The sequence below is a fragment of the Ectothiorhodospira marina genome, assembly GCF_900109495.1.
Taxonomy (GTDB): domain Bacteria; phylum Pseudomonadota; class Gammaproteobacteria; order Ectothiorhodospirales; family Ectothiorhodospiraceae; genus Ectothiorhodospira; species Ectothiorhodospira marina.
Window position 1 is genome coordinate 18,906 of sequence record NZ_FOAA01000019.1, and the last position, 24,607, is coordinate 43,512.

The window sequence follows — 24,607 nt, forward strand, 5'->3', positions numbered from 1 at the left end:
GGTTGCTTACAGGGTGCTCCGTGAAGTGCGCAAGAAGCTGCGCCATGAGCCCTGCGTGGACAAATCCCGCCGTGGCAAGGTCATGGCGGAGATCGAGGCCTGGTGCCATGAGCACGATGTGGTGCTGGGCATGCGGTGTTCCAACCGAACCTTGCGCTTCGACCGCGAACTGCTGGCGCAGATCAACGAAGCCCTGGTGGCCTCGGGGCTACCGAGCATTGAGGCGAACCTCAGCGGCCTGACGACTGCCGAGCAGGCCCGCCACGGCAACCGTGAGGAGAAGGGTGTACGCGAAAGTCCGCGGGACCATCGCGTGCTGGTCAGCCTGCCCGCCGCCACCCCGCTGCCGGGTATCGCCCCGGCACCCCGGGACGTCCATGATCTTGACTGGCGCCATATCGACCTCTCCGCCTTCGATGTCCTCGTGCAGGTGGAGAACCTGGACAGCTTCTACGACCTGGCCCCCGACCTTCCCGCGTTGGCGCGCTGGTCCCGTCCACTGCCGCTCTATCGTGGCGACAGTCATTATGGTGGTGGCTTTGCCAGGTTGGGCCAGGCCTGGGCCAGCACGGGCAGGCCGCATGTTTACTTCGGCGATTTTGATGTGGCTGGCCTTCACAACGCCCTGAGCAGCGGCGCCACCGATCTGCTGCTGCCCCCCATCGCCTGGTTGGCCGAGCATGCCACAGTCGAGCACCTGCCGGCAGAGCAGCAGCCCTACCAGCCCACCCTGCGTGACCACGCGGCTCGCCTGCCCTCGGGGCACCCTCTTGCTGGCTATCTGGCCATCCTGCTTCAGCAGCAGCGCGGCCTGCGCCAACAATGGTTCGGTGCCCGCCTGGCGGCTGTTGCGGTGTTTGCCTAGAGCGGCTGCCTGGTCGGGCGGATGATGATCTCGTTCACGTCGACATCCGCTGGTTGCTCGATGGCGTAGATGATCGCCCGGGCGATGGCATCGGCATCGATGGCCATCTCGTAGAGCTCATTCACGCCCTTGGCGGTGTCGGGGTCGCTGATGGTGGACGTCAGTTCGGTGGCCACGGCTCCGGGCGAGATGTTGGTGGAGCGGATCTCCTCGCCGCCTTCCTGGCGAATCCCTTCGGACAGTGCCTTGACGGCATACTTGGTGGCACAGTAGACCGCCGCCGAGGGGAAGACCACATGACCGGCCACGGAGGATAGATTGATGATGTGGCCCGAATGCTGCTCGCGCATGGTTGGCAGCACCGCGGCGATGCCGTAGAGCACGCCCTTGATGTTGACGTCGACCATCTGCTCCCATTCGTCGACCTTGAGTTGATCGAGCGGGGACAGCGGCATCAGGCCGGCATTGTTGATCAGTACGTCGATGCGGCCATAGGTCTCCTTGGCCGCGGCGGCCAGCGCCTCAACCTGATCGCGGTCGGTCACGTCGGTGACGCGGTAGATGGCCTCGCCGCCCTGTTCGACGATGGCATCCACCAGTGATTTGAGGCGATCCTCACGGCGGGCACCGAGGACGAGTTTTGCCCCGCCCTTGGCCAGGCGATGGGCGGCGGCTTCGCCGAGGCCACTGCTGGCACCGGTAATGATGACGACCTTGCCATTGATCTCTGACATGGGTGCTACTCCTCTGGATCGGGAAAAATCCCTGCAAGCGCATCACGTGGAGCGTGATCGCGGCAGGAAAATCGATTTTACGTTAACAACCCCTCATGCTGCTTGGGGGCGGGTCGAGCCACATCTGTGCCTGAGTCGGTAGCGTGCCATACTTCTGGTTGATGACTTGGCGTATCTTTGAGTGCTGGCATTCGGCTTCACAGGGAGGGATATCGGCGTGGTCTGTTTCTTGCCGGGCGAGTTACTGTACGGGCAGAGCCGAAATGGAGGAACTCCTCGATGTGACGGGCCGTTGTGGGTTCGAACCGGGGGTGTTTCCTGGTCTCGGGTGGCCAGACTCATTTGCGCCACGCTGCTGTGCTGCGCCGTCTTCACATTCGACTCAGCGGCTGCCCAGCCGTCCGGTAGCGAGGATCGGTCGGTCCGATCCACTCTCTCCGATGGTACACCCGAGCCCCCGGGTAGAGTCGAGGTCCAGCCCATTGCCAGGGATGACCAGATCCGGCAACGGATCACGGATATCCTTGGTGCGACAGGCTGGTTCAGCGGGCCCGAAGTGAGTGTCCGGGAAGGAATCGTGTTCCTGGAAGGAACGACGGAAAATGACGAGGCCAGGCAGTGGGCCGGAGAGTTGGCGAAGAATACACAAGGTGTCGTGGCCGTTGTCAATGAAATCGAGGTGGCTCCCAGCACGGTTTGGGATTTCAATCCAGCCTTTCGGGTATTGAGTGATCTAGCACGCGGTCTCGTTCGATCGCTGCCGCTGATCGTGGTGGCGGTGAGCGTCATTGTGGTTTCTTGGATCCTCGCCAGGTTAACGGTGTTCATCCTGCGTCGCCGACTTCGAGCGCGTCCCCTCAGCCAGCTCTTGCGCGAAGTATTGGCTCGGGCAGGTGGCATACTGGTCATGCTTGCCGGCTTGTACCTTGTGCTGCGGATCGCCGGACTTACACAACTGGCGCTGACAGTGGTGGGTGGCACAGGCCTGATCGGGCTGGTGGTGGGCATCGCATTTCGTGACATTACCGAGAATTTTCTTGCCAGTCTCTTTCTGAGCCTGCAGCAGCCGTTTCGTGAGGGCGATCTGGTCGAAGTGGCCAGTGTCACGGGTTACGTCCAGCGACTGACTTCCCGCACCACTATTCTGATGACACTCGACGGCAATCAAGTGCAAGTCCCCAACTCAACCGTTTTCAAGAGCACACTCCGTAACTTCACAAGCAATCCTGATCGCCGTGATGATTTCATCGTGGGGATCGGCTACAAGAATTCCATCCCGTTTGCTCAGGAAGTCGCCTTGAAGGTGCTCGCTGAACATCCGGCCGTCTTGAATGAGCCCGAACCCATGGTGCTGGTGGAAGATCTTGGATCGGCCACGGTCAACCTGCGTGTGTATTTCTGGCTCGATGGTGGTCGCCACAGCTGGGTGAAAGTGAAATCGTCCGTCATTCGACTCGTCAAACGGGCCTTTCAGGATGCAGGCATCTCACTGGCGGACACGGCTAACGAAGTCATCTTCCCTCACAGCATGCCTGTACCTGTACGCACGATAGAGGGTGAACAGGCTGCGGACCCCGTCGACTCCACTCTGACGAGGCCGTCTGCCGAACCCAAGACCGTCGCAACCAAGGCAGAAGCAGGCCTGCAAAGTGAAGCCAGGGAGATCCAGAAACAGGCGCGCCGGTCCTGGACCCCCGGGGAGAATCTCTTGACGCCCCCCGATACCAAGTGAAGGCGCGAGCCAATCGATCAAGACACCGTCTCCCCATCATCTTCATCTTCTCCGCTACTGTAGGTCTCAGTCTGAAACCAGACGCTCGCCGGACCTCCCGGGCACCAGGAAGCGGGTCTTGAAGAGTTCCGCCGGCAGCGCCTCGCTGACGAGGTAGCCCTGCAACTCGTCGCAACCCAGCAGGCGCAGCAGGCGCGACTGCTCCTCCGTCTCCACGCCCTCCGCCACCGCATTGTGAGGCTCTCGGTGATCTCAAGCTCGAGGCCTGCCGCGGCGCGCGCATCGACGGCGAGTGCCTGCTCCAGCTCAGCGATGAAGCCGACGCTGCGTAGCTGCAGTGCCGATACGTTGACCGCAACACGCACCGCAGGCAGCCCTTTCTCCAGCCAGCTCAGGTAGTCTGCGATCGCCTTGCGCAGCGCCCAGCGGCCCACCTCGTAGATCAGCCCCGTTTCCTCCAGCACCGGGATGAACTGACTTGGCGGCACCTGCCCGGTGCGCGGATCGTTCCAGCGGATCAGCGCCTCGGCGCTGACGAGCTTGCCGCTGGCAAAGCTCACCTTGGGCTGGTAGTGCAGCACGAACTCCTCCCGGTCGATCGCCTGGCGTAGCTGGTTTTCCAGGATCAATTTGCCGGCCATGGCCTTGGTCATCTTGTGCGAATAGAAGAGGTAGCGGTCGCCGCCCGCCTTGGCATTCTTCAGCGCCGCCTCGGCGTTCAGGAACAGGGCGTCGGCCTCCTTGCCGTCCTGGGGAAACAGCGCCACGCCAGTTCTCGCGGCCACGCGATAGGTGTCGTCCTTCAGGTTGAACGATCGATCCTGAAAAACCGCCATCAACTTCTCCAGCACCCGCGCCACGTCCACTTCGCTGCGGACTTTGGGAAGCACCATCGCGAACTGGTCTGCACCAATCCGTGAGAGCAGGCTGGCATCTCCGATGCCGTGGGTGAGCCACTGGGCCACGTGTCGCAGTAAGGCGTCCCCCGCCGGGCGGCCGAGGCTGTCATTGAAATATTTGAACCGCTCCAGGTCCACCAGAAAGAGGGCGAGAGAATGCCCAGCGGCTGCGGCGGTCTTCATGTACTGCGATACGCGCTCGATGAAAAGGTTGCGGTTCGCGAGCCCGGTGAGTTCATCGTAGTAAGCGAGGTAGGCGAGCCGGGGGGCACGTGAGCACGGTCAGGTGTTGCCTGTGTCCGGGGTCTTGGCGTTCACCAGTAATTGCTCCACCGCCTCGGCTGGTACCGGGCGGCTGAACAGGTAGCCCTGTCCCTGCAGGCAGCCATGATCCAGCAGGAAATCCCGTTGCACGGTGTTTTCAATGCCCTCGGCAATGACCTTCATGCCGAGCGTCTCGCCCAGCCCAATAATGGCCCGGATGATGGCGGCATCCTCGGGGTGGTTTGCGGGGTCAACCTTCATGTCGGAAACGAAGGATTGATCGATCTTGATGGCATGTACTGGCAGGCGCTTGAGATAATTGAGCGAGGAATAGGCGGTACCAAAGTCATCGATGGAGACGCGCACCCCATGGCCATTGAGGTCGGTCAGGATGCGGATGGTCTGCTCAACGGAACTCATGGCTGCACTCTCGGTGATCTCGATCTCCAGGTCACAGGCGTCCAGACCCGTGTTGTTCAGCGCGGCTAGAATGCGTTCGATGATATCGGGCTGCTGGAACTCGCGAGCCGACAGGTTGACCGCCACGGGCACCGTGGGAATGCCCCGGGCCTTCCAGGCGCGAATCTGTTCGCAGGCTTGCCGCAGGATCCGAGGCCCCAGGGCGAGGATGAATCCGGTCTCTTCCGCCAAGGGGATGAAACGCCCCGGTGAGATCATGCCCCATTGAGGGTGACGCCAGCGCACCAGGGCTTCCAGGCTGAGCACGCACCCACTGACCAGATCCACTCGGGGCTGGTAAACAAGATGGAATTCATTTCGTTCCAGCGCCTGGCGCATGGCCTGGTCCAGTTCCATGCGTTCCTGAAGTGCCGCGTCCATTTCCGAGGTGTAAAAATGATAACAACGTCGACCCTCGGCCTTGGCGCGATACATGGCTGCATCGGCATGACGTATCAGCTCCTCGGGGCGATCACTGTCGCCAGGGTAGACGGCGATGCCCATGCTCACGGTTACGAACACCTGGTGGGAGTGCAGTGACACGGGGCGACTCAGCTCCGCCTGAAGCTTTTCGATCACCGGGATCACTCCCTGCACATGCTTGAGCTTGGATAGCAGCAAGATGAACTCATCCCCGCCGAAACGGGCCACCGTGTCTCCCTCGCGCAGCAGGGCGCGCAGGCGTTGAGCGATCTGTGTCAGCAATTGGTCGCCCTGGGCATGACCCAGGGAGTCGTTGACCACCTTGAAATCATCCAGGTCGATGAAGACCACAGCCAGGGCATGCTGGTCCCGCCGGGCCTGGGCGATTGCCTGACCGATCCGATCCAGCATCACGCTGCGATTGGGCAAGCCGGTCAGTGGGTCGTGAAAGGCGAGGTATTCCAGGCGCTCGGTCAGGGCGCGCTTATCGGAGATATCCTCCGCCAGCTTGATGTAGTGCGTCACCTTGCCCTGAGCGTCCCGGATGGGTGAGATCCTCGCCTGCTCCCAGTAGGGCTCACCCGAGCGCGTGCGATTGTTGAACTCGCCCTCCCAGGTTTCGCCGCTGCGGATGCTTTTCCATAGTGGGTGATATTTTTTGATGTTGTTGTCGCTGTAGCGCAGTATTCCCGGACGCCGCCCCAGGACCTCCTCACGTGAAAAACCGCTGATGTCACAGAACCGCTGGTTCACGTACTCAATCACGCCATCAGTGTTGGTGATCATCACCACTGCGGGGCTTTGCTCCACCGCATAGGCCAGTCGCTCGCTGTGTTCCTGGGCGAGTTTGCGCTCGGTGATGTCCAGGCTGGAACCCAGGATCTTGCTCAAGCGTCCATCCACGCCATAAACGGGGGAGGCTTGATAGAGGATCCACCGCCATTCGCCAGCCTGATGGCGCATGCGCACCTCGATACGAAATCGCCCCGTTGGCTGACGCGTGTACTGCTCAAAGAGACGAATATCCTCTTCCTGTTCGTCCGGATGAATCAACGATCGCCAAACCTCCAGATCATTGGGCAGTTCGTGATCCTGGTAGCCGAGTTGTGCCTTGAGTTCCCGTGAGAGCATCACGGTTCCGTCGGGTTTCCACTCGAACAAGCCCACGTTGCCACCCTGTACCGCCTCCCATAGCCATTCCTGATCCCGGAGTCGTGCCGTCATGTCCATGTCCATGCAGTAAAGGCGTGAGCCATCCTTGGCATGGGGCACCAGCACATGGCAGGAGAGCACTCTCACGGGGTGTCCCTCCCGATGGCGCAGGACCAGCATCTCCGAGGGGGGCAGATTGACGCCTTCACGCACCTGTCGCATGCGCTGGGCAAAGATATCTAGATCCTCCGGCGGAATGATGAGGTCTGCCAGGTTGGCGCCCAGGGCCTCATGGGCAGAATAGCCATACAGATGCTCGCTGGCGGGATTCCAGTAAACCACCGTTCCATCCAGCCGGTAACCCTGAATGGAGATGTCCGGCACGGTATCCAGGAGCTGGGTCAGGCTTGCCTCATTGTCCCGCAGGGCTTCCTCGGCCTCACGGTTTGTGAGGTCTGGAGGGGCGGCGCGGCAGTCATCCGGTGTTCGGGGGGCATCTCCAGATCGCGTGACGCGAAGGCGCAACCATGCGAGGGTATCCCGCAGAATGGCCTGAGTTCGCTCGCGTAAGCGCTTGCTGTCCACGCTGGTTGTCCGGTTGAAGCTGATCCGCAAGGGTAACGCGAGCCGGGCAGCAGTCACAGTCCTTCGGTCTTCGTCATTGGCCTTCACTCTTGACGGGGCCCCGTGCAATCACGCGCAATGGAGTGCAACACCAGTCAACGACCTTAATGGCAACAGGAGGCAGCATGGAAACCACCACGCTCGCGAACATCCCTTTCGAGGCCTCACGTATTGCTCTGGGCACCTGGGCGATCGGCGGCTGGATGTGGGGTGGCACCGATGACGAAACCTCCATCGGTACCATTCATGCCGCCCTGGATCAGGGTATCAACCTCATCGATACGGCGCCCGTTTACGGTTTTGGCAAGTCCGAGGAACTGGTGGGCGAGGCCATCCGCCGCCGCGGTGGTCGCGACCGCATCCTCATTGCCACCAAGGTGGGCCTGGAGTGGACCGCAGAGGAGGCCGTCTTCCGTAACGCGGGCGCCGAGCGCATCCGCGCGGAGGTGGAGGACTCCCTTCGCCGGCTACAGACGGATTACATCGACCTCTATCAGGTCCACTGGCCCGACCCGACGATTCCTGTTGAGGAGACGGCCGAGGCCATGGCCCGGCTGTTGCAGGAGGGCAAGATACGCGCCGTGGGCGTGAGCAACTTCAGCCCCGCACAGATGGATGCCTTTCGCCAGGTCGGCCCGCTGCATACCTGCCAGCCGCCCTATAACCTCTTCGAGCGGGGTATCGAGGCGGATGTGTTGCCCTACTGCCGCGATAATGGTATCGGCGTCCTTGCCTACGGTGCGCTCTGCCGTGGCCTGCTCAGCGGTCGTATGGGACCTGATACCACCTTTGAAGGCGACGACCTGCGTCAGTCCGACCCCAAGTTCCAGGCGCCGCGCTTTGCCCAGTACCTGTCCGCGGTCCAGGCCCTGCAGGGGTTCGCCCGGGATCGCTTCGGCAGCGATGTTCTGCATCTGGCCGTGCGCTGGTTGCTGGATCAAGGCGCGGATATTGCCCTCTGGGGCGCCCGCCGCCCCGACCAGGTGGCCTCTGTCCACCGTGTGACCGATTTGAAACTGACTCCGGAAGATCGTGAAGAGATCGACCGCATCCTCGGCACCCACGTCACCGATCCGGTGGGCCCTGAGTTCATGGCACCCCCCGCGCGTTCAGGTCATTAACGATCGGTCGCGGGAGCAACCCGCGCCGTGCGGGCCAGAGGAAACCCCGTGCCTGGGATGGGGTCTACACGCTTACGGTCTACCCGATGAGGAGAAGGCGATGAATGCCAGCAAAATATTGAACCAGCTGCTGCAGCAGGCTGGTGGTCAATCAATGGGCTCTCAACGGGGCGGTGGAGGGGCAGACATCAACGGGTTGCTGGGAGGGTTTTCCCGTCAGTTGGGTGGCGGCGGGGGTACTGGGTCCGCCCAGCAGGGGGGCGGTTTGGGCCTGGATATGAAGAGCCTGCTGGGCGGCGGTGCCCTGGGATTGCTGGTGGGTTCCAAACGTGGTCGCAAGCTGGGTGGGAAGGCACTGAAATACGGCGCACTTGTTGGCGTTGGGGCGCTGGCCTTGAAGGCCTGGCAGAACGCACAAGGGGCTAACAACGCCGCGCCGGCGGACGGCCAGCCGATGGAGCGCCTGGCTGATCAGCCTCGTGAGCGTCGAAGTCTTGAACTCCTGCAGGCCATGATCATGGCGGCCCGTGCCGATGGTCACATTGATGATCAGGAGCGCGCACTGATCACTGAACAGATCGATGCGCTGGGGGCAGATCAGGAATTGCATGCCTGGACTGAGCGTCAGCTTCGTGAGCCACTGGATGCCCAGGCCCTGGCGGCCCAGGTGGATTCACCTCAGGCAGCGCGCGAGGTGTATCTGGTCAGCGTCGCGGTGGTGAATGAGCAAAACCCCATGGAGCGCGCCTGGCTCGATCAACTGGCCCGGGCGCTTGCATTGCCCAAAGAGGTTGTGGATGAGTTGGAACGTCTTGGTCGTGATGAAGCGACAGGAGTACCATAGCGGCGTTTAATCGTTTCGAGCCAGCCATGAAGAAAAAAATTCTCGTTGTCCTGATCATTGTTGTGATTGCTGTTGTGTCTTTCACCTGGTTTCGGTGGGGGCCGAACTCGTGGGAGGTGCAGATTACCGGCACTACTGGCGATGGAAGGGACATCCAGTATCGTATTGAGTCGGTCTATGCTGGCACCTCCAAGACACTGATCTTCCGCAATGAGGATGCTGGATTCCTTCCGCCGTATTTCAAATTCGACTCGGCGGACCTGCAGTCTGTTGCACGTCGGGTGAAGGAGCAGTGCCCGGAAGTCCCCGTGGTGGTCAACGGTTACGGCTGGCGTATTTCGTTTATGAGCATGTTCCCCAATGCCACCTCCATTGAGGCGCCGGATCGTTGTCTACAGGCAGTATCGCGCTCCCCGGATTCGGAACCTGATAACCCATAGGCTGGATGCACCGCATGATCAAGCTTCGAACCTACGTCTTCATGGACTCGCTCCAGCCGCAGTTGGCCGAATACATGGCCACCGTCTCCCAGGGGTTTTTGCCGGTGCCTGGGGATGCCTGCCTGTGGATCGAGGTATCGCCGGGGATGGCCGTACATCGGCTCACCGATATGGCATTGAAGGCGACGCGGGTGCGACTGGCCCAGCAGGTGGTGGAGCGGGCCTATGGCTCCATGGTGATCCATCAGCGAGATCAGAGCGACGTGCGCGAGGCCGGACGCATGCTGCTCTCCCGATTGGGGGCTCGCCAGGAGGATCGAGAGACCTGTCGGGTGGCTTGGCAGGAGGTGATTCGCGGGATCACGCCGGACCATAGCGTGCTCATCAACCGCCAGAATCGTCGTGGCTCCATGATCTTGCCGGGGCAAAGCATGTTCATCCTGGAGACCGAGCCGGCGGGTTACGTGGTGTATGCCGCCAACCAGGCGGAGAAGGCTGCCAGCATTCAGCTGATCGATGTGCGGGCGGTGGGTGCCTTCGGTCGGCTCACGTTTTCGGGCAGCGAGGCGGATGTGGACGAGGCCGCGCAGGCGGCCCTGGCGGCCATCGAAAGCCCCGCCGGGATCTGAACCGAACGACTCCAACTGAACAAGGGAGCCTGGCCATGCATCGTCGGGAACTGCTGGGGCTTCTGTCCCGCCATCAAACGCGCTTCATCGAAGAGTCGGCTCATCTGGATCGCGCTCGGGCCTTTGTTGACGCCCATGAGGATTGTTTCCACTGCGACCTCTGGCCGGGGCATGTCACCGGCTCGGCCTGGGTGGTCAGCTCCGACCGACACCAGGTTTTGTTGATGCATCATCGCAAGCACGACCAGTGGTTCCAGCCCGGGGGGCATGCTGATGGCGATGCCGACATCCTGAGGGTGGCCCTTCGCGAAACTGCCGAGGAGACCGGCGTGGAGCCGAGCCATATTCGCCTGGTGAGTGAGGCAATCTTCGATCTCGACATCCATGTGATCCCGGCCAGTCCCCGCGGCCCGCGGCATGAACATTTCGACGTGCGTTTTCTGGTGGAGATGGATGATGACATGCCCATCCCCGGCAATGATGAGTCTCACCAGGTTATCTGGGTGCCATTGATGCATGTTTCCCGCTACAACAACAATCGATCCACCTATCGCATGGTGGAAAAGACACGCCGCCTGCGCAGCGTGCTCGAGGCCTGCGCCTGAGCCGGCTAAAACGGTAGGCGCAGGGCTGCGAGACGCCACCAGAAAAGATTGTCACGGTACAGCACCATGTCCACGGTTTCGCCATCTTCCTCGGCAATACTGATCACAAAGCGGTCGAATGCCTCGTAGCCCATGGAGATCTGCACATCGTCCCGCGGCTCAAGTTCCATACCCTTCGTGCCGTCTGCCACGGGCATGTAGCCGCGCAGGATGGCGCCCACTGCCGCGGGGGAGACCACAGCATCCACCAACGGCCTGAGCAGGGCGTCTGCCACGGCCAGGCCCATGGCAGCGAAGGGGCTGTCGCGCATGGCCTGGTTGAGTTCACCGGACAATGAGTCGCGGAGGGCCTCGTGCACATCCTCACGTACCGCTGGGAAATCCACATAGCGGGACAGGCGATCGGTGTCTCGGGCTTCGGCCGCTTCCCGCATCTGATCCACGGCGTGATAAGGAGAGTAGAACACGCCGATGACCATGGCCAGCAGGCCCAGGACGGTCAGGGGTTTGATGAGCATCTTCATGGCGGTGAGGGTCCGAGAGGTTGCAGCGGTGATACTGGGCGCCCGGATTGCCGCGGGCAGGAGCGTGACGCTCAGTCTCATTCAAAGGGCGGTATTCTCCGGATCGAGACGAGAGTGTCAAAGCCTGTTTGAGCCAGTGCTCAATAGATGGCGCCGCCGGATTCCACGTAGGCCTGCAGGATCTGGGTGGCCTCGGGCCGTAATACATCCCGTTGCACCTGGATGCCGCGCTGGGTGAGTGTTTCGGTCCAGTGGTCGGGTTTGGCCCCTTCGTCAAAGCCGATCTCGCGCACATCCTCATCCCGGGCGCCGCAGATCACCCGGGAGACCCCGGACCAGGGGATGGCCCCCAGGCACATGGCGCAGGGCTCGGCGGAGGTGACCAGGGTGTGATGCAGTCGGCCGCCATCACTTAGATCGTGGTTGCCGAGGCGTTTTTGTGCCAGGGCCATGGCCACCATCTCTGCATGCAGGATGGAGCAATGGGCGCTGGTCACGAGGTTCAGGCCCGGCGCCACCAAGTGCCCCTCGGCATCGAACACTGCGGCGCCGAAAGGCCCGCCGCTGCCTTGAGTGACGTTCTCTCTGGCCAGCGAGATCACGAAGCGCATCTGATCCTCCTCGTGATGCAGCGGCATCCAGTCTCCGCTCAGCTTCTCCAGCAGCCACTCGGGCAACCGTATCTTCAGCTCTGGCATGTCCATGATGATCTCAAGACCCGTGTCAGTGCATCTGGGTGGACATGATGCCGCATTCACGCTTTGGGGAACACTGGCCAGTTGGGTTGTGTGTCAATTGCTCGCACATGGTTTCATGTGCCCGGTCTTTCCGTGCCCTGATTTTTCGGAATGCGACGCGGCTTGATCAGGTTGTCCCACCAGGGCCGAAGCACCTTGACCCCAGGGCCGGTCCTTTCCCAACGCCCATTGGGATGACGAATCCAGTTGGGTTGGTTGGGAAGTTTTTCTAGGTCGAGGCGGTACCAGAACCAGCCGAGATGCCGTCGCATCGCGTCACGGTCCCCGTCATATTCCTCGTTGCAAATCGCCTGTTCTGTTTGCTGGATCTCTCGGAGAATGCCTTTGTCAGGTGGCTGGGTCATAAAAGCTACAATGTAGCGGTAGATGGCTTCCGCTTCTGCGGAGTTGTAATGTCTTACATGGAGTCCTTGTAGAAATATTAAGCGGCCAATTCCATACGGTCCTGGAACCTCGCCCTTTTTTCCATCTAGCGGCGGTGGTACAAGTGTGATATTGGTGTTTGAGTAGGTGTTTAGCCTGGTTAAGTAATTTTCATCAAAAATAAAGAAGGAAGTGTCTTTCCATCTTATGGAGTCGTGTCTGGAGGTGAATTTTTTCGGGATGTACGTCAATTGGTTAGATCGGCCAAAAACTATGAAGCGGTTTGCGGGAATTCTTAGAGATATCCACGATAATGCTACCCCAAGAGGCAAGATTCCCAGTGAGGCTGCGGCTATGCTTAACTTTTGATCAATGATCGAAGTAAGTGTTACTGAGATGGCGGTTATGACGATTCCCACTCCAATAGTGAAAAAAGTGATGGTTCCTGTGAAGTGTCCATAGATCAAAAGGTCTCCTTCTTCCCAGCTTGGGCTAGGCCAATGGGTGGCTATGTCATTGTCTTGGGTTTTGATATTACTGGAGAGAATGGCCTCGTCATGTTCGCTTGAGAATCCTACATTATTTCTATTGTTGGCTAGTTCTAGCCATGGTGATGAGCCTTTAGCTCTGATAATTGCCATTATTTATGCTCCCGGTTGGTGTGCTGGGTGCGATTATTGATAGTGTTATTTTGTTTGGGGTGCAGATATTTTAGGCATGCCTAGGCGTCTTAGCCTATTTGCCTCGTGTGTTGACATTGTGCTGGATTCTGTGTCATTGCCGGGCCATTTCAGTGTTCGAGTGATTTGTAGTTCTTCGTTTGCTGGGGTGGTGTTTATTTTAAACGTGAAGCTGGCGCCATAAATTAGGTTATATGTTTCTGTTTCTATGTGTGCGCGGAGTTCTTGTAGGTGACCCTGAGTGAATTTTTCTTGAATTAGCATATCTGCGATTGGGTGTATTAATTTTGGTTCATTAAGTTCAATCTTTCCTTCTAATGTTGAATAGGTTGGGGCAATTAGTCCTGGCTCAATCATGATTTCAATTATTGCTGTAGTTTTCGAATTATGTGCTGTCTTTTTTTGTGTTGTGATATTCCACTGGGGTCTTTCGTGAAAGGGGATGTCTACTCGATATATTGTTACACAAATCTTGGGTTCAGAGATGGTGCGTAGAATCTTAGTAGCATCTTCGCGTGCGCGCGCCTGAGTGGTTGTGGGAGATGGTTCTTGGCTGTGCTTGATGCCGAAAATGCTTTGTTTAATTTGTTTTTCTAGTTTGGTTGTTTTTGAGTTTGAGGTGAGTGCTATGCCCGCAGTGCTTAATATTAGGCTGCCAAGTAGAATTGCTTTAGGGGTAACGAAACTAATTAATCCGAGCAGTCCGCCTGCTAGGATTAACGTACCCCCGCTCGCTCTTTGGTAGTTGTTGTTAGTTATGCCTGAATAGATGTAGGCTGCTCCAAGATAAATATCAGCGCTCAAGGCAATGTGTGTTGTGGCTTTGGCAAGAAACTGTAATAGGTGCCTTTGGGGGCTATGGATATGAGAGGTGGCTAATTCTCCGGCAGGTTTTGCATGGCCGAAGTGGTTGAAGCGGTTGTGAGCGTAGATTAGGTTTACACTTGTTACGTTACTAAATGATCTATGAGCTGAAGTGATGGAGGGTTTGTGCTGTACCCAATGCTGGAATTCATTTAAGAAAAAAGCCACTAAGTTTGCGCTTGCAGAAATTACTGAGGCAGCTTTTTCATTCTTAAATGCTTCTTCTGTTTTCTGCAATGCTAGCAGCAGGTTGATGGTCATTATAGTGCCTAATGTTGCACCTAGAGCAGTTTTGTAGGTGAGGTCATTCCGGATTGTTTGGCTTAATTCCCCTAGAGTCTTTGTGCTCTTTGGCATTAGCGCGGGCACCATGCTTCGCTCAGTTTTTTGGCTGGCTGTAAGCTTGGAAGGATAAAATTTATAAGGATCGTGTCGTTGGGTTGATCGGGCGAAACTGATGTATGCGGAGAGGGTGGAGTGATTGACTTGGAGTTCGATGTCTGCAATACGCTTTGTTAGCTCCGCGATCTTTAGTAGGGTCGCCGAGTTGAAATGAGTTTTACCGGTCATGGCCGCCTCCGCCAAAGCATCAATCAACCGATTCAGGGCATCCGGTGCAAAGGTTGCCAACTGCAATCGATCGATCTCCAGCAAGGGCTTCATTCGGGGTTCGGTGGTTTCCAGCCATTGGTTGCCGGTGGACCAGTCGATGAGGGATTGGCGGGTTTCGGGGTCTTCCTGGCCCAGGACGGGGAGGGTGTTGGCCTGGGGGTCGAGAAAACATCTCAGATAGGGCAGGGATGTGTCGCTGTCCAGATCACGGATGCAGTGGATCCATTGCAGGAGTCCGAAGGCACGGTCGTGTGTGCAGGGGCTCCTGGTGTAGTCCTCAAGGGCTTTGGCGTAATGGGGTGACTGGAGTAAGGACAGCAGATCCTCATTCAAGGCCTGGAAGCGCCGGGCGGCATCCTTTGCCCGTTGATCCCAGGCATGGAGGGTGCGATTCATGCGGGGTACGTCCACCTGACGCTGCAGATCGGGCTGAACCTGAATGAGGCGCTGGATCAGGGTGCCCAGGGCGCGTTCGCCGTCAATGGCGGATTGTTCCGCCTCGGCCAGATCCTCCAGGCAGGCATCCATGGACTGGCGTAGATCCCGGGCTTGTTGAAGTGGATCCGGCAGCAGGGCGGTGATCAGGCCGTTGACCTCCCGTAGTGCCACGGCCTCGCTCGACTCAGGCTGGAAAGCCAAAAGGGGGCGGGGGCTGCCCCCGGGCTGACCGCCGCGACCGAGCCGGCCCCTGCGTACCGCTTCGCGTCCGAGGTTCAGCGCAAGGCATCGTGGGTGTGACGCGGCGTTGGTCGTCGCCTGGTGTGTTGCCTCGGCCTCGCTGGAGGGGGCGATTGTCCTGGGATCATCCGGCGCCAGCCCTCCAAAGGATTCGATGCGGGCCCAGTTCCATTGCGGCTCACTCAGTGCCAGTTGGTAATCGAACACCTGTCCATCCATGCGATGCGGGAACAGTAAGCGGGCGCCCACAGGGCATTGCGCCGGGCGCTCATCCTTTCCCTGCCAGACTTCAAGATTCACCTCCAGCCAGGTTCCCTCCGGGCCGGCTTCCAGTTCGCGCCACAAATGCCCATTACGAAAGATATACACTCGGCAACCCGGTCGGATGGCGCCATGCTCGATACCCTGGATATCCAGGGGCCGGTGCAAGGCGACGGCCACCAGTTGATGTACATGACGCCCTGACTCCAGGGTGGGGTCCTTGTCTGGATCCCATTTTTGAACCGTGATGTCCTGGGCCAGAGGCACGCGGTACACACCATGATGCAAATCATGCAGTGGCAGCACGAGGTCCACTGCCTGTCCGGGCAAGCCGGTGAACAGCAGGGTGTGAGCATTGCGGTGATTGTCCACGGGGTGCGGATAGGCGCTGACCGGCTGATCCAGGTCGCCCCGGGGCAGGGCAGTCACCTCCAGCCCGCGCCCAAGGGCTCGGTCCAGGTCCACATCAAGCCGCAGTGCGTGGGTTTGTTCCAGGAGGGGCGGGTCGTCGAAGAAGGCCGGACCCAGCTCGGGTGCTTGTTGGCAGCCGGGCTGCATGAGGGGGGCAGGTGGGGTGTTGCGGCAGTTGGATACCATGGGGTCAAACTGCCGCACGGCTGGCAGGCCTTCGAAGAACACGTTACTGGAGCCGCCCACGAACTCTGCATAACCGCGCCGGGTGCGAGAGCGTACACCGCCACAGTTGCCCGCCTCGTCGCCCCGGCTGCGGGCGAATCGAGACTGGCGATGACAGACCGGGTGGCCATTGACGAACACACTGCCGGCGGTGCCTGTGGCGTCCCGGCTGTTGGCCACGTTGGTGTACGGGATCGGCTTGCAACTCTTGCCGATCCGGGTCAGGCACACATCAATGCTGGTGAGCAGGCCTTGGGAGCCAGCGTGCACCGCGCTGCGACCGTTGATGGCAATATTGCCGCCTGCAGCGGCCATTTCCCGGGTGGGTTTGTCTTCCTGAGTGGCCAGTGGCTGGCGATGGACGGAACCGGCCTCCATGCCCAGATGGCGCTCGATGGCCTGGGCTACCGCCTCCCGTTCGCCTGAATTCAGGGCGTTGACCCTGCGCTCTGCCTCCAGGCCGGTGTCTGGGCAGTGTGCTGGGCGGTCAGGTTGGGAGGAGGGTAGTTGCCAGTCCGGGTCGATGTGCCGGTACAGGCTGGCGATGCTGTGGTGACGTATCTGGGCCTGCCCCAGCCAGTCCCTCAAGGCACGGCGACCGTGTTCCAGTGAAGGGAAGACCGGCACACCATGGGCGACGCCAATGGCTTCGTGCGCCAGGGCCACCGTGCCCAAGCCCAGCAGACCCGGGTTGTGCGTTCGCCAGGAGACACTGCCGCCTCGAAGGATGGTGACTGTGTCGGAGTCGTCAAAGAAGTGTACTTCCGTGTTGGAGGCGCCGCTGGCTGAGCGATACATGACATGGCTTCCCTGCGCATGGACATATTCAAGATCATCGCCCGGCCCCTCCCGGAGTTCAAGTCCGAAGGCTGGAACCACCTCACAAAAGGGCTATCCAATCCATACAGATGTATGTCGCTTTTGTTAGGCTGTCGGCCGGTCGGGCCTTGACGGCCCTTTCTGCCCCCAAGGAGTGTTCGTGATGTCTTCCCTCAGACGCCTTGTCACCGCAATCTTTGCCGCTGTATTTGTCGGTCTGGTCGGCTGTGCCACGGGGCCCACTCAGGAACAGACCGGTGCCGTGGTGGGCGGGGCCCTGGGCGGCGTATTGGGCAGTCAGATCGGCGGCGGCACCGGGCGTACGGCGGCCATCATTGCAGGGACGCTGGCCGGGGCGGCGATCGGTGGTTCCATCGGTCGTACCATGGATGAGGTGGATCGGGCACGGTTGTCCAGCACCCTGGAGCGTCAGCCGGATCATCGCACCACCGCCTGGCAGAACCCCAACACCGGCCACACCTACCGGGCCACCCCCACGGATACCTACCGATCCGGTGGGCGCGATTGCCGTGAATATACGGTCATAGGCCATATCGACGGCTCCCAGGAGCGCATCACCGGTACGGCCTGTCGGGATGCCCAGGGTCGCTGGATCAATCAGTAACACTTCAACGCTGCCCACCCGTCGGCACAGCGCTTTTGCACCGAGGTTCCTGCATGTTCGCCAACCAGAATCGCGATCAGTTGCGCGCCATGTATTGTCAGGCCTGGCGCAAGTACCAGGCCGGTGAGGCGCTGGAGCCACTGGAGCGTCAGATCGCCGAACTGGTCGGTGAGCACCCCGAGTACCACGCGCAGATCCAGGATCCCGAAGTTGCCAGGGCCGCCGAGTTCACCGTGGAGCAAGGTGTCACCAATCCGTTTCTGCACATGGGCATGCACCTGGCCCTCCGGGATCAGGTGGGTATGGACCGGCCGGCGGGTATTGCCAAGGCCTATCAGGGCCTGGTGCGCCGTCTCGGCGCCCATGAGGCCGAGCACGCCATGATGGAATGCCTGGGTACGGCCCTATGGGAAGCTCAGCGTTTTGGGCGCCCGCCCGACGAGTCGGCCTACCTGGAGTGCGTGCGCAAGCTGTAATCTTCGGTTTTTCCCCCGAGGAACAGGTGCCCCCCCTCCTGCTTTGAAGTCCCTCTATGGGAGCGGCCCTCGGCCGCGAATATCCTTCCGAAAAGAACGCAGAACTGTCCGGACCTTGGGGTGCCCGGGTTCCTGTCAACGGGCTTCAGCCGCAGGAAGCGGCTGCAGAGCCTACAGGGATGTATTCACGGCGTCCCCCCGCCGGAGAGTCTGCCCCGAGACCTAACTCAGGCACCTCTGTCGGCTTCGCCATTCGCGGCCGAGGGCCGCTCCCACGGGCCGTGCCTGATCCGAAGGCGAAGTTTCCCGTCTCAGACCCGCGACGGTTCCCCGCTCCGTTGCGAACCCGCAAAAATGTCACCAGATCCCGGCCCTTAAATGCCTTTCGTCCTGTAATTGCTTGACCCCACGGTTTGTGCAGGGTAATTTTTGTCATCAATTGTTCACTGCACAAAAAGTGAGTGATCTCTTCGGGTACCGGATCGATCGTGACTTCCTCAACCTTACAAATCGCGCTGGCCAGTGGTTTCATGGCGTTACTGGGTGTGTTGCTGGCCGGCATTCTGGCCTTCGCCAACCGCCGCTTGTACGTCTTCGAAGACCCGCGCATCGATGAAATTGAAGACATGCTGCCGCGGGCCAACTGCGGTGCATGTGGCGAGGCCGGTTGCCGTCCGTTTGCCGAGGCGCTCGTGGAGCGCCGCATCGATCCTGCTCGGTGTACCGCGAACGCCGCTGAAATGAACCAGAAAATTGCCGATTTCCTGGGTGTTGAAATGGGCGACCAGGAACGCAGCGTGGCCCGCCTGGCCTGCGCTGGCGGTTCCCATGTGGCCGCCACCCGGGCTCGCTACCAGGGCCTCAAATCCTGCCGCGCTGCCGCATTGGTGGCTGGCGGCGGCAAGGGCTGCACCTGGGGCTGCCTGGGGTTGGGCGACTGCGAGGCCGTGTGCGACTTTGGTGCCATTCACCTCGACCGGCATGGCCTGCCCGTGGTGGATGTCGACAAATGCACCGGTTGCGGTGATTGCATCGAGATCTGCCCCAAGGGTCTGTTCAGCCTGCAACCCGAAAGTCATCGCCTGTGGGTCAACTGCCTGAACAAGGATCCCCAGGATGAGGCCATGGCCCATTGTCAGGTGGTCTGTACCGCCTGCGGTCGCTGCGCCATCGACGCCCCCGAGGGGCTGATTCGCATGGAGCAGAATCTGGCCGTGATCGACTACACCAAAAACGCCCTGGCCTCTCCCGTGGCCATTCAGCGCTGCCCCACCGGGGCCATCGTCTGGCTGGAAGGGGCAGAGCCCCGCAAAGGCTCAGGTGCCCGCAAGGTTACCCGCAAGGAGCCCCTGCCCCGCATGGAGCCCCTGCCCCGCGTATAAGGCGGCGCAGATTGGAGCTCCGCCGGTCGATTCGATGCGACCGGCCGCGTGGCATTCCCGCATGGAACGGCGAAGACACCGAATTACAAAACGTAACGGCCCCAGGCCGGCAGGAGAGCGACCATGATCTTCAAGCGTAAGCCATCGCAGGATTTCAAATACAAGGGCATCCGGGCGGCCATGGACGGCAACACGGCGGTCATTCACTGTGAGCGGGAGTCCTCGGACGCTGCGGGTGCCTATCCCATCACCCCTTCCACCCAGATGGGTGAAATGTGGGCGGAAGAGGTCTCCAAGGGCCATGTGAACATCTCTGATCGTTCCCTGGTGTTCATCGAGCCGGAATCCGAGCACGCCGCCGCTGCCGTCACCGCTGGCCTGGCCATGACCGGCATGCGGGCCATCAACTTCTCCTCGGCCCAGGGCGTGGCGTTCATGCACGAGTCCCTGTACGCCGCTGCCGGCAAGCGTCTGCCTTACATCTTGAACATGGGCTGCCGCGCCATCACCAAGGCCGCGTTGAACGTGCATGCTTCCCATGACGACTATCACTGTGTGGACGACACCGGCTTTTTCCAGGTCTTCGCCAAGAGCGCCCAGGAAGCCGCCGACCTGAACGTGATCGCCCACAAGGTGGCGGAGCTCTCGCTGACCCCCGGCATTGTCGGTCAGGACGGCTTCCTCACCACCCATCTGATCGAATCCCTGAAGGTACCTGAGCGGGAGCTGATCGCCGAGTACCTGGGCCGCCCCGACGACATGATCGACTGCCCCACGCCGGCGCAGCGCATGATCTATGGCGAGAAGCGCCGCCGCATCCCGGCCACCTGGGACGTGGACAACCCCATGCTGTCGGGTGCCTCCCAGAATCAGGACGCCTACATGCAGCAGGTGGCTGCTCAGCGCCCGTACTTCTTTGATCATGTGGCGGATCTGACTGATCAGTGCATGGAGGAGTATTACGAGATGACCGGACGCCGCTATGAGCGTGTGTCCGGCTATCGCACCGATGATGCCGACTACCTGATCATGGGGCAGGGCTCCATGGTGGCCACCGCCGAGGCCGTGGCGGATCACCTGCGCAAGACCCGTGGCATCAAGCTGGGCGTGGTCAATCTGACCATGTTCCGCCCCTTCCCGGGCGCGAAACTGGCTGCCCTGCTGAAGGGACGCAAGGGCGTGGCAGTGCTGGAGCGTACCGATCAGCCCCTGGCCGAGGACCTGCCGCTGATGCGCGAGGCGCGCGCGGCCGTGAGCAAGGCCATCGAGAACGGCGTGGCCGGCAAGGCGCTGCCCCATGCTGACTACCCGGCCTTCCGCAATGGTGACATCCCCCGTATGTACTCCGGAGCCTATGGCCTGGGTTCCCGCGATCTGCAGCCCGAGGGGTTGATTGCCGCGGTGGAAAACATGCTGCCAGATGGCGGTCAGCGCACCTTCTTCTACCTGTCGGTGGATTTCATTCGGGACAAGGCCTCCAGTCCCAAGCAGGAACTGCATCAGCAGGCCCTGGAAGAGGCCTATCCCAAGGTGCGTCAGCTGGCCCTACGTGGCTCGGAAAATCCCAGTCTCATGCCCGACGAGGCCATTGCTGTGCGTCTGCACTCCGTGGGCGGTTGGGGGGCCATGACCACAGGCAAGAACCTGGCCATGACCCTGTTCGACCTGCTGGACTTCCACATCAAGGCCAACCCCAAGTACGGTTCCGAGAAGAAGGGTCAGCCCACCACCTATTACCTGGCGGCGGCCCCCGAGCCCATCCGCGTGAGCAGCGAGCTCAAGACCGTGGATGTGGTGCTCTCACCCGATCCGAACGTGTTTGATCACTCCAATCCCTTGGCCGGTCTGAAAAAGGGTGGCGCGTTCATCATCCAGTCCAGCCTCGAGAATCAGGCGGCTGTGTGGCAGAGCTTCCCGCCTGCGGCTCAGCGCTTCATCATCGAGAACCAGATCCGCGTCTTCTACGTGGATGCCTTCAAGATTGCCCGTGATGAGGCCTCCAACGCCGATCTGCAGTTCCGCATGCAGGGCATCGCCTTCCAGGGTGCCTTCTTTGCTGCCTCCCCAGTGATGGAGCGTCGTGGCCTCACTGAAGAGACCTTGTTCAAGGCCATTGAAGAACAGTTGCAGGACAAGTTTGGTGGCAAGGGCGCCCGCGTGGTGGAAGACAACCTGCGCGTGGTGCGTCGCGGCTTTGAAGAGCTCAACGAAGTCACCGACAAGGTGGTCACCCAGGGTGCCATCGCATCCGACCAGATTCGCGTGCCGGACATGCCGGTGATGCTCAAGCGTCTGCCCCAGTCCACGTCGGCCAGCTCTGACATCCATCGTTTCTGGGAGCAGACCGGCAGCTTCTATGTGTCGGGGCAGGGCAACGACAACTTGGCGGATCCCTTCATCGCCCAGTCCATGATCCCGGCCTCCACCGGCATCTACCGGGACATGACCCAGATCCGTTTCGACTACCCGGAATGGAAACCCGAGAAGTGCACCGCCTGCGGCGACTGCTACACCATCTGTCCGGACAGCGCCATCCCGGGCCTGGCCAACACCCTTGGCGAGATCTTTGACACTGCCGTGCGTCGCATCGAGATCGGCGGCAAGCCCACTCGTCACCTGCGTCGTGCCGTGCGTGACCTGGAAAAGCGTCTGCGCCAGGGGTTGGTCGCCTCCGGTGATAGCGCCGATGTGCGTTCCGAACTGGACTTCGCCATCACCCACCTGCTGGCCGAAACCGAGCTGGCCGGTGATGACAAGGTGAAGCTGGAAGAAGAGCTGGGCTGGCTGAAAAACTCTATTGGAGATTTCCAGTTCGCCACCACCCGCCCGTATTTCAGTGCCCAGGAAAAGCGGGCCAAGGGCACCGGCGGTCTGTTCTCCCTGACCATCAACCCCTACACCTGTAAGGGCTGCATGGAGTGCGTGAGCATCTGTGAGGAGGGCGCCCTGGAAGTGGTGCCGCAGACCCCCGAGTCCGTGGATATGCTGCGCCGCAATTGGGATTTCTGGCTGGATCTGCCCACCACCAACAGTCAGTACAACCGCATTGATGATCTGGACGAAGGTATCGGCGCCCTGGAAACCCTGCTCATGGACAAGCGCGCCTACAACTCCGTGAACTGCGGTGATGGCGCCTGCCTGGGTTGCGGCGAGAAGACCACCATCCACCTGTTCAGCTCCACCGTGACGGCGCTGATGCAGCCCCGGGTGAAGGCCCAGGTGAAGAAGGTGGACGGTCTGATCACTCGTCTGGAGCAGCACGTCCGCTTGAAGCTGGCCGAGGGCATGGACCTGTCCGACATCAATGCCGTGAACCAGGTGATCGGTCAGCACACCGACAAGGACCTGACCCTGTCCCGTCTGTCCGACGCCCTGGACCAGGGCCGCGGTACCCATACGGTGGACCCGGAATGGCTGCAGTGGGTCAGTGGCGTGCTGGCACAACTCAAGGATCTGCGCTGGCGCTATGTGGAAGGCCCCACCGGTCGTGGCCGTTGTGATCTGGGCATGATCAACGCCACCGGGTGTACCTCGGTGTGGGGTGGGACCTTCCCATACAGCCCCTATCCGTTCCCCTGGGCCAGTCACCTGTTCCAGGACAGCCCCTCCATGGCCATGGGTATCTTCGAAGGCCACATGGCCAAGATGGCCGAGGGCTTCAAGGCCGTGCGTCAGGCCGAGCTGGAACTGGCCGGCAAGTATGATCCGCTGGAGCACGAGCCCTTCTTCTCCCAGTTCAACTGGGAGCAGTTCAGCGATGAAGAGTTTGCCCTGTGCCCGCCGGTGGTGAGCGTGGGGGGTGACGGCGCCATGTATGACATCGGTTTCCAGAACCTGTCCCGTGCCCTGATGTCCGGCATGCCCATCAAGGTGCTGGTGCTGGACACCCAGGTGTATTCCAACACCGGTGGTCAGGCCTGCACCTCCGGCTTCATCAGCCAGGTGTCCGACATGGCCCCCTATGGCAAGGCCTGGAAGGGCAAGGAGGAGACCCGCAAGGAGATCAGCCTGATCGGCATGGCGCACCGCACCAGCTATGTGATGCAGGGTGCCATCTCCCATGTGACCCACCTGCTGGAGAGCTTCATTGAGGGCCTGAACAGCCGTCGTCCAGCGGTGTTCAACGTGTACGCCGTGTGCCCGCCGGAACATGGTGTGGGTGATGACGTGGCCTTTGCTCAGTCCAAGCTGGCAGTGGAGTCCCGCGCCTATCCGCTGTTCCGTTACAACCCGGATCGCGGCGTGACCTTCCGCGAGTGCTCCGATCTGGAGGGCAACCCGTCGATGGGGAGTGACTGGCCCACCTACACCCTCAAGTATCAGACCGAAGAAGGCCAGGAAGCGAGCATGGAACTGCCCATGACCTTCGCTGACTTTGCACTGACCGAAGGCCGCTTCCGCAAGCACTTCCGCCCGGCGCCCCAGAATACGTGGAACGACGACATGATCGCCTTGCATGAATTCCTGGAGATGTCGGAAGAGGATCGTGAAGGCCGCTTCCCGTTCATCTGGACCGTGGATGGCAAGAACCAGCTGGGCCGCGTGCTGGTGTCCGAGGAACTGGTGCGCTCCGCCGAGGAACGCCGTGACTTCTGGCATCAGCTCAAGGGCCTGCTGGGCATGGATCAGGAAGTGGTGGATGCCGACGCGGTGGCCGCACAGACCCGCACCGATATGGCCCAGCGCCTGAGTGCGGCCCTGCTGTCCCTGGCCAGCGGTGAAGGCAACGGGCAGTTGGCCGCGGCCCTGGAGGGGTCCGCTGCGCCGGCCCCCGCCCAGGCACCGGCTCAGGTGCCTGCGGCAGCTGCTTCGGCTTCCACCCAGGCGGTATCCCAGGGGGTGGCCAACCCGGCCAACGATGGCGGCAATGGCGCCCCGGCCTGGGAATACGAGCCGGTGTGGGTGGAAACCAGTGAGTGCACCGCCTGTGATGAATGCCTGGAGATCGCACCGGGGGTGTTTGCCTACGACGATAACAAACAGGCCGTGGTGGTGGATCCCAAGGGCGGTTCCTATAAGGACATCGTCCGCGCCGCGGAGAAATGTGCCGCCATGGCGGTGCACCCTGGTACCCCGGCCAGCGCCAAGGAACCGGACGCTGAAAAGCTGATGAAGCGCGCCGCGAAGTTCAACTGATC

18 protein-coding genes and 1 pseudogene are annotated in these 24,607 nt (G+C 60.6%); 11 read left to right on the forward strand and 8 right to left on the reverse strand.

Features of this window, described 5'->3' with window-relative positions:
- Positions 1–13 precede the first annotated feature (13 nt).
- A complete protein-coding gene (locus BMY52_RS13445; protein ID WP_218140441.1) occupies positions 14–865 on the forward strand; it encodes a DUF7281 domain-containing protein in 852 nt (283 codons plus the stop codon).
- Here the strand turns inward: BMY52_RS13445 and BMY52_RS13450 are convergent.
- Complete coding sequence (locus BMY52_RS13450) at positions 862–1,599, reverse strand: SDR family oxidoreductase (protein ID WP_090255263.1); 738 nt, start codon at positions 1,597–1,599, stop codon at positions 862–864. The two genes, BMY52_RS13445 and BMY52_RS13450, sit on opposite strands and share 4 nt — an antisense overlap.
- A 328-nt stretch (positions 1,600–1,927) precedes the next feature.
- Here BMY52_RS13450 and BMY52_RS13455 point away from each other — a divergent pair, with 328 nt between their 5' ends.
- Positions 1,928–3,331 (forward strand): mechanosensitive ion channel family protein, encoded by a 1,404-nt coding sequence (locus BMY52_RS13455; RefSeq protein WP_218140442.1) that lies wholly within the window; start codon positions 1,928–1,930, stop codon positions 3,329–3,331.
- A 17-nt stretch (positions 3,332–3,348) separates the two neighbouring features.
- Here the strand turns inward: BMY52_RS13455 and BMY52_RS15890 are convergent, their stop codons facing one another.
- The 3 genes and pseudogenes from BMY52_RS15890 to BMY52_RS13465 form a co-directional block, all read right to left on the reverse strand.
- Positions 3,349–3,984 (reverse strand): EAL domain-containing protein, encoded by a 636-nt coding sequence (locus BMY52_RS15890; RefSeq protein WP_342707712.1) that lies wholly within the window; start codon positions 3,982–3,984, stop codon positions 3,349–3,351.
- 24 nt (positions 3,985–4,008) lie between these two features.
- Positions 4,009–4,476, reverse strand: a pseudogene (locus tag BMY52_RS15895) (diguanylate cyclase domain-containing protein); the annotation flags it as partial.
- A gap of 36 nt (positions 4,477–4,512) precedes the next feature.
- A complete protein-coding gene (locus BMY52_RS13465) occupies positions 4,513–7,113 on the reverse strand; it encodes a sensor domain-containing protein (RefSeq protein ID WP_177169975.1) in 2,601 nt (866 codons plus the stop codon).
- Between the two features lie 164 nt (positions 7,114–7,277).
- Here BMY52_RS13465 and BMY52_RS13470 point away from each other — a divergent pair, with 164 nt between their 5' ends.
- The 5 genes from BMY52_RS13470 to BMY52_RS13490 all read left to right on the forward strand — a co-directional run bounded on the left by BMY52_RS13470 (position 7,278) and on the right by BMY52_RS13490 (position 10,791).
- A complete protein-coding gene (locus BMY52_RS13470) occupies positions 7,278–8,273 on the forward strand; it encodes an aldo/keto reductase (RefSeq protein ID WP_090255267.1) in 996 nt (331 codons plus the stop codon).
- A gap of 100 nt (positions 8,274–8,373) precedes the next feature.
- Complete coding sequence (locus tag BMY52_RS13475) at positions 8,374–9,117, forward strand: tellurite resistance TerB family protein (RefSeq protein ID WP_090255269.1); 744 nt, start codon at positions 8,374–8,376, stop codon at positions 9,115–9,117.
- A 26-nt stretch (positions 9,118–9,143) separates the two neighbouring features.
- Positions 9,144–9,557 (forward strand): DUF1523 family protein, encoded by a 414-nt coding sequence (locus BMY52_RS13480; protein WP_090255271.1) that lies wholly within the window; start codon positions 9,144–9,146, stop codon positions 9,555–9,557.
- A gap of 14 nt (positions 9,558–9,571) precedes the next feature.
- Positions 9,572–10,186 (forward strand): BMC domain-containing protein, encoded by a 615-nt coding sequence (locus tag BMY52_RS13485; RefSeq protein ID WP_090255273.1) that lies wholly within the window; start codon positions 9,572–9,574, stop codon positions 10,184–10,186.
- Positions 10,187–10,221: 35 nt separating this feature from the next.
- The gene (locus BMY52_RS13490) at positions 10,222–10,791 is read left to right on the forward strand and encodes an NUDIX hydrolase (protein ID WP_090255275.1); all 570 of its coding nucleotides are present in this window, start codon (positions 10,222–10,224) and stop codon (positions 10,789–10,791) included.
- A gap of 5 nt (positions 10,792–10,796) precedes the next feature.
- On the opposite strand, the gene BMY52_RS13495 is transcribed toward BMY52_RS13490, so the two are convergent.
- The 4 genes from BMY52_RS13495 to BMY52_RS13505 form a co-directional block, all read right to left on the reverse strand.
- Positions 10,797–11,396: a DUF2939 domain-containing protein gene (locus tag BMY52_RS13495; RefSeq protein ID WP_090255277.1), complete on the reverse strand. Its 600-nt coding sequence runs from the start codon at positions 11,394–11,396 to the stop codon at positions 10,797–10,799.
- Positions 11,397–11,455: 59 nt separating this feature from the next.
- A complete protein-coding gene (locus BMY52_RS13500) occupies positions 11,456–12,019 on the reverse strand; it encodes a nucleoside deaminase (RefSeq protein WP_090255279.1) in 564 nt (187 codons plus the stop codon).
- Between the two features lie 107 nt (positions 12,020–12,126).
- A complete protein-coding gene (locus BMY52_RS15230; RefSeq protein ID WP_143050490.1) occupies positions 12,127–13,077 on the reverse strand; it encodes a hypothetical protein in 951 nt (316 codons plus the stop codon).
- Positions 13,078–13,122: 45 nt separating this feature from the next.
- Entirely contained in the window at positions 13,123–16,965 is a 3,843-nt protein-coding gene (locus tag BMY52_RS13505; protein WP_218140443.1) for a PAAR-like domain-containing protein, read from the reverse strand.
- Between the two features lie 184 nt (positions 16,966–17,149).
- Here BMY52_RS13505 and BMY52_RS13510 point away from each other — a divergent pair, with 184 nt between their 5' ends.
- The 4 genes from BMY52_RS13510 (at position 17,150) to BMY52_RS13525 (ending at position 24,605) form a co-directional block, all read left to right on the forward strand.
- Positions 17,150–17,611, forward strand: a complete 462-nt coding sequence (locus BMY52_RS13510; RefSeq protein ID WP_090255281.1) for an RT0821/Lpp0805 family surface protein — start codon at positions 17,150–17,152, stop codon at positions 17,609–17,611.
- Between the two features lie 53 nt (positions 17,612–17,664).
- Positions 17,665–18,087, forward strand: coding sequence for a DUF1841 family protein (locus BMY52_RS13515; protein ID WP_090255283.1), 423 nt, complete (start codon positions 17,665–17,667; stop codon positions 18,085–18,087).
- 488 nt (positions 18,088–18,575) lie between these two features.
- Positions 18,576–19,469, forward strand: coding sequence for an RnfABCDGE type electron transport complex subunit B (locus BMY52_RS13520; protein ID WP_143050491.1), 894 nt, complete (start codon positions 18,576–18,578; stop codon positions 19,467–19,469).
- 123 nt (positions 19,470–19,592) lie between these two features.
- Entirely contained in the window at positions 19,593–24,605 is a 5,013-nt protein-coding gene (locus tag BMY52_RS13525; RefSeq protein WP_177169976.1) for a 2-oxoacid:acceptor oxidoreductase family protein, read from the forward strand.
- The last annotated feature ends 2 nt before the right edge of the window (positions 24,606–24,607 follow it).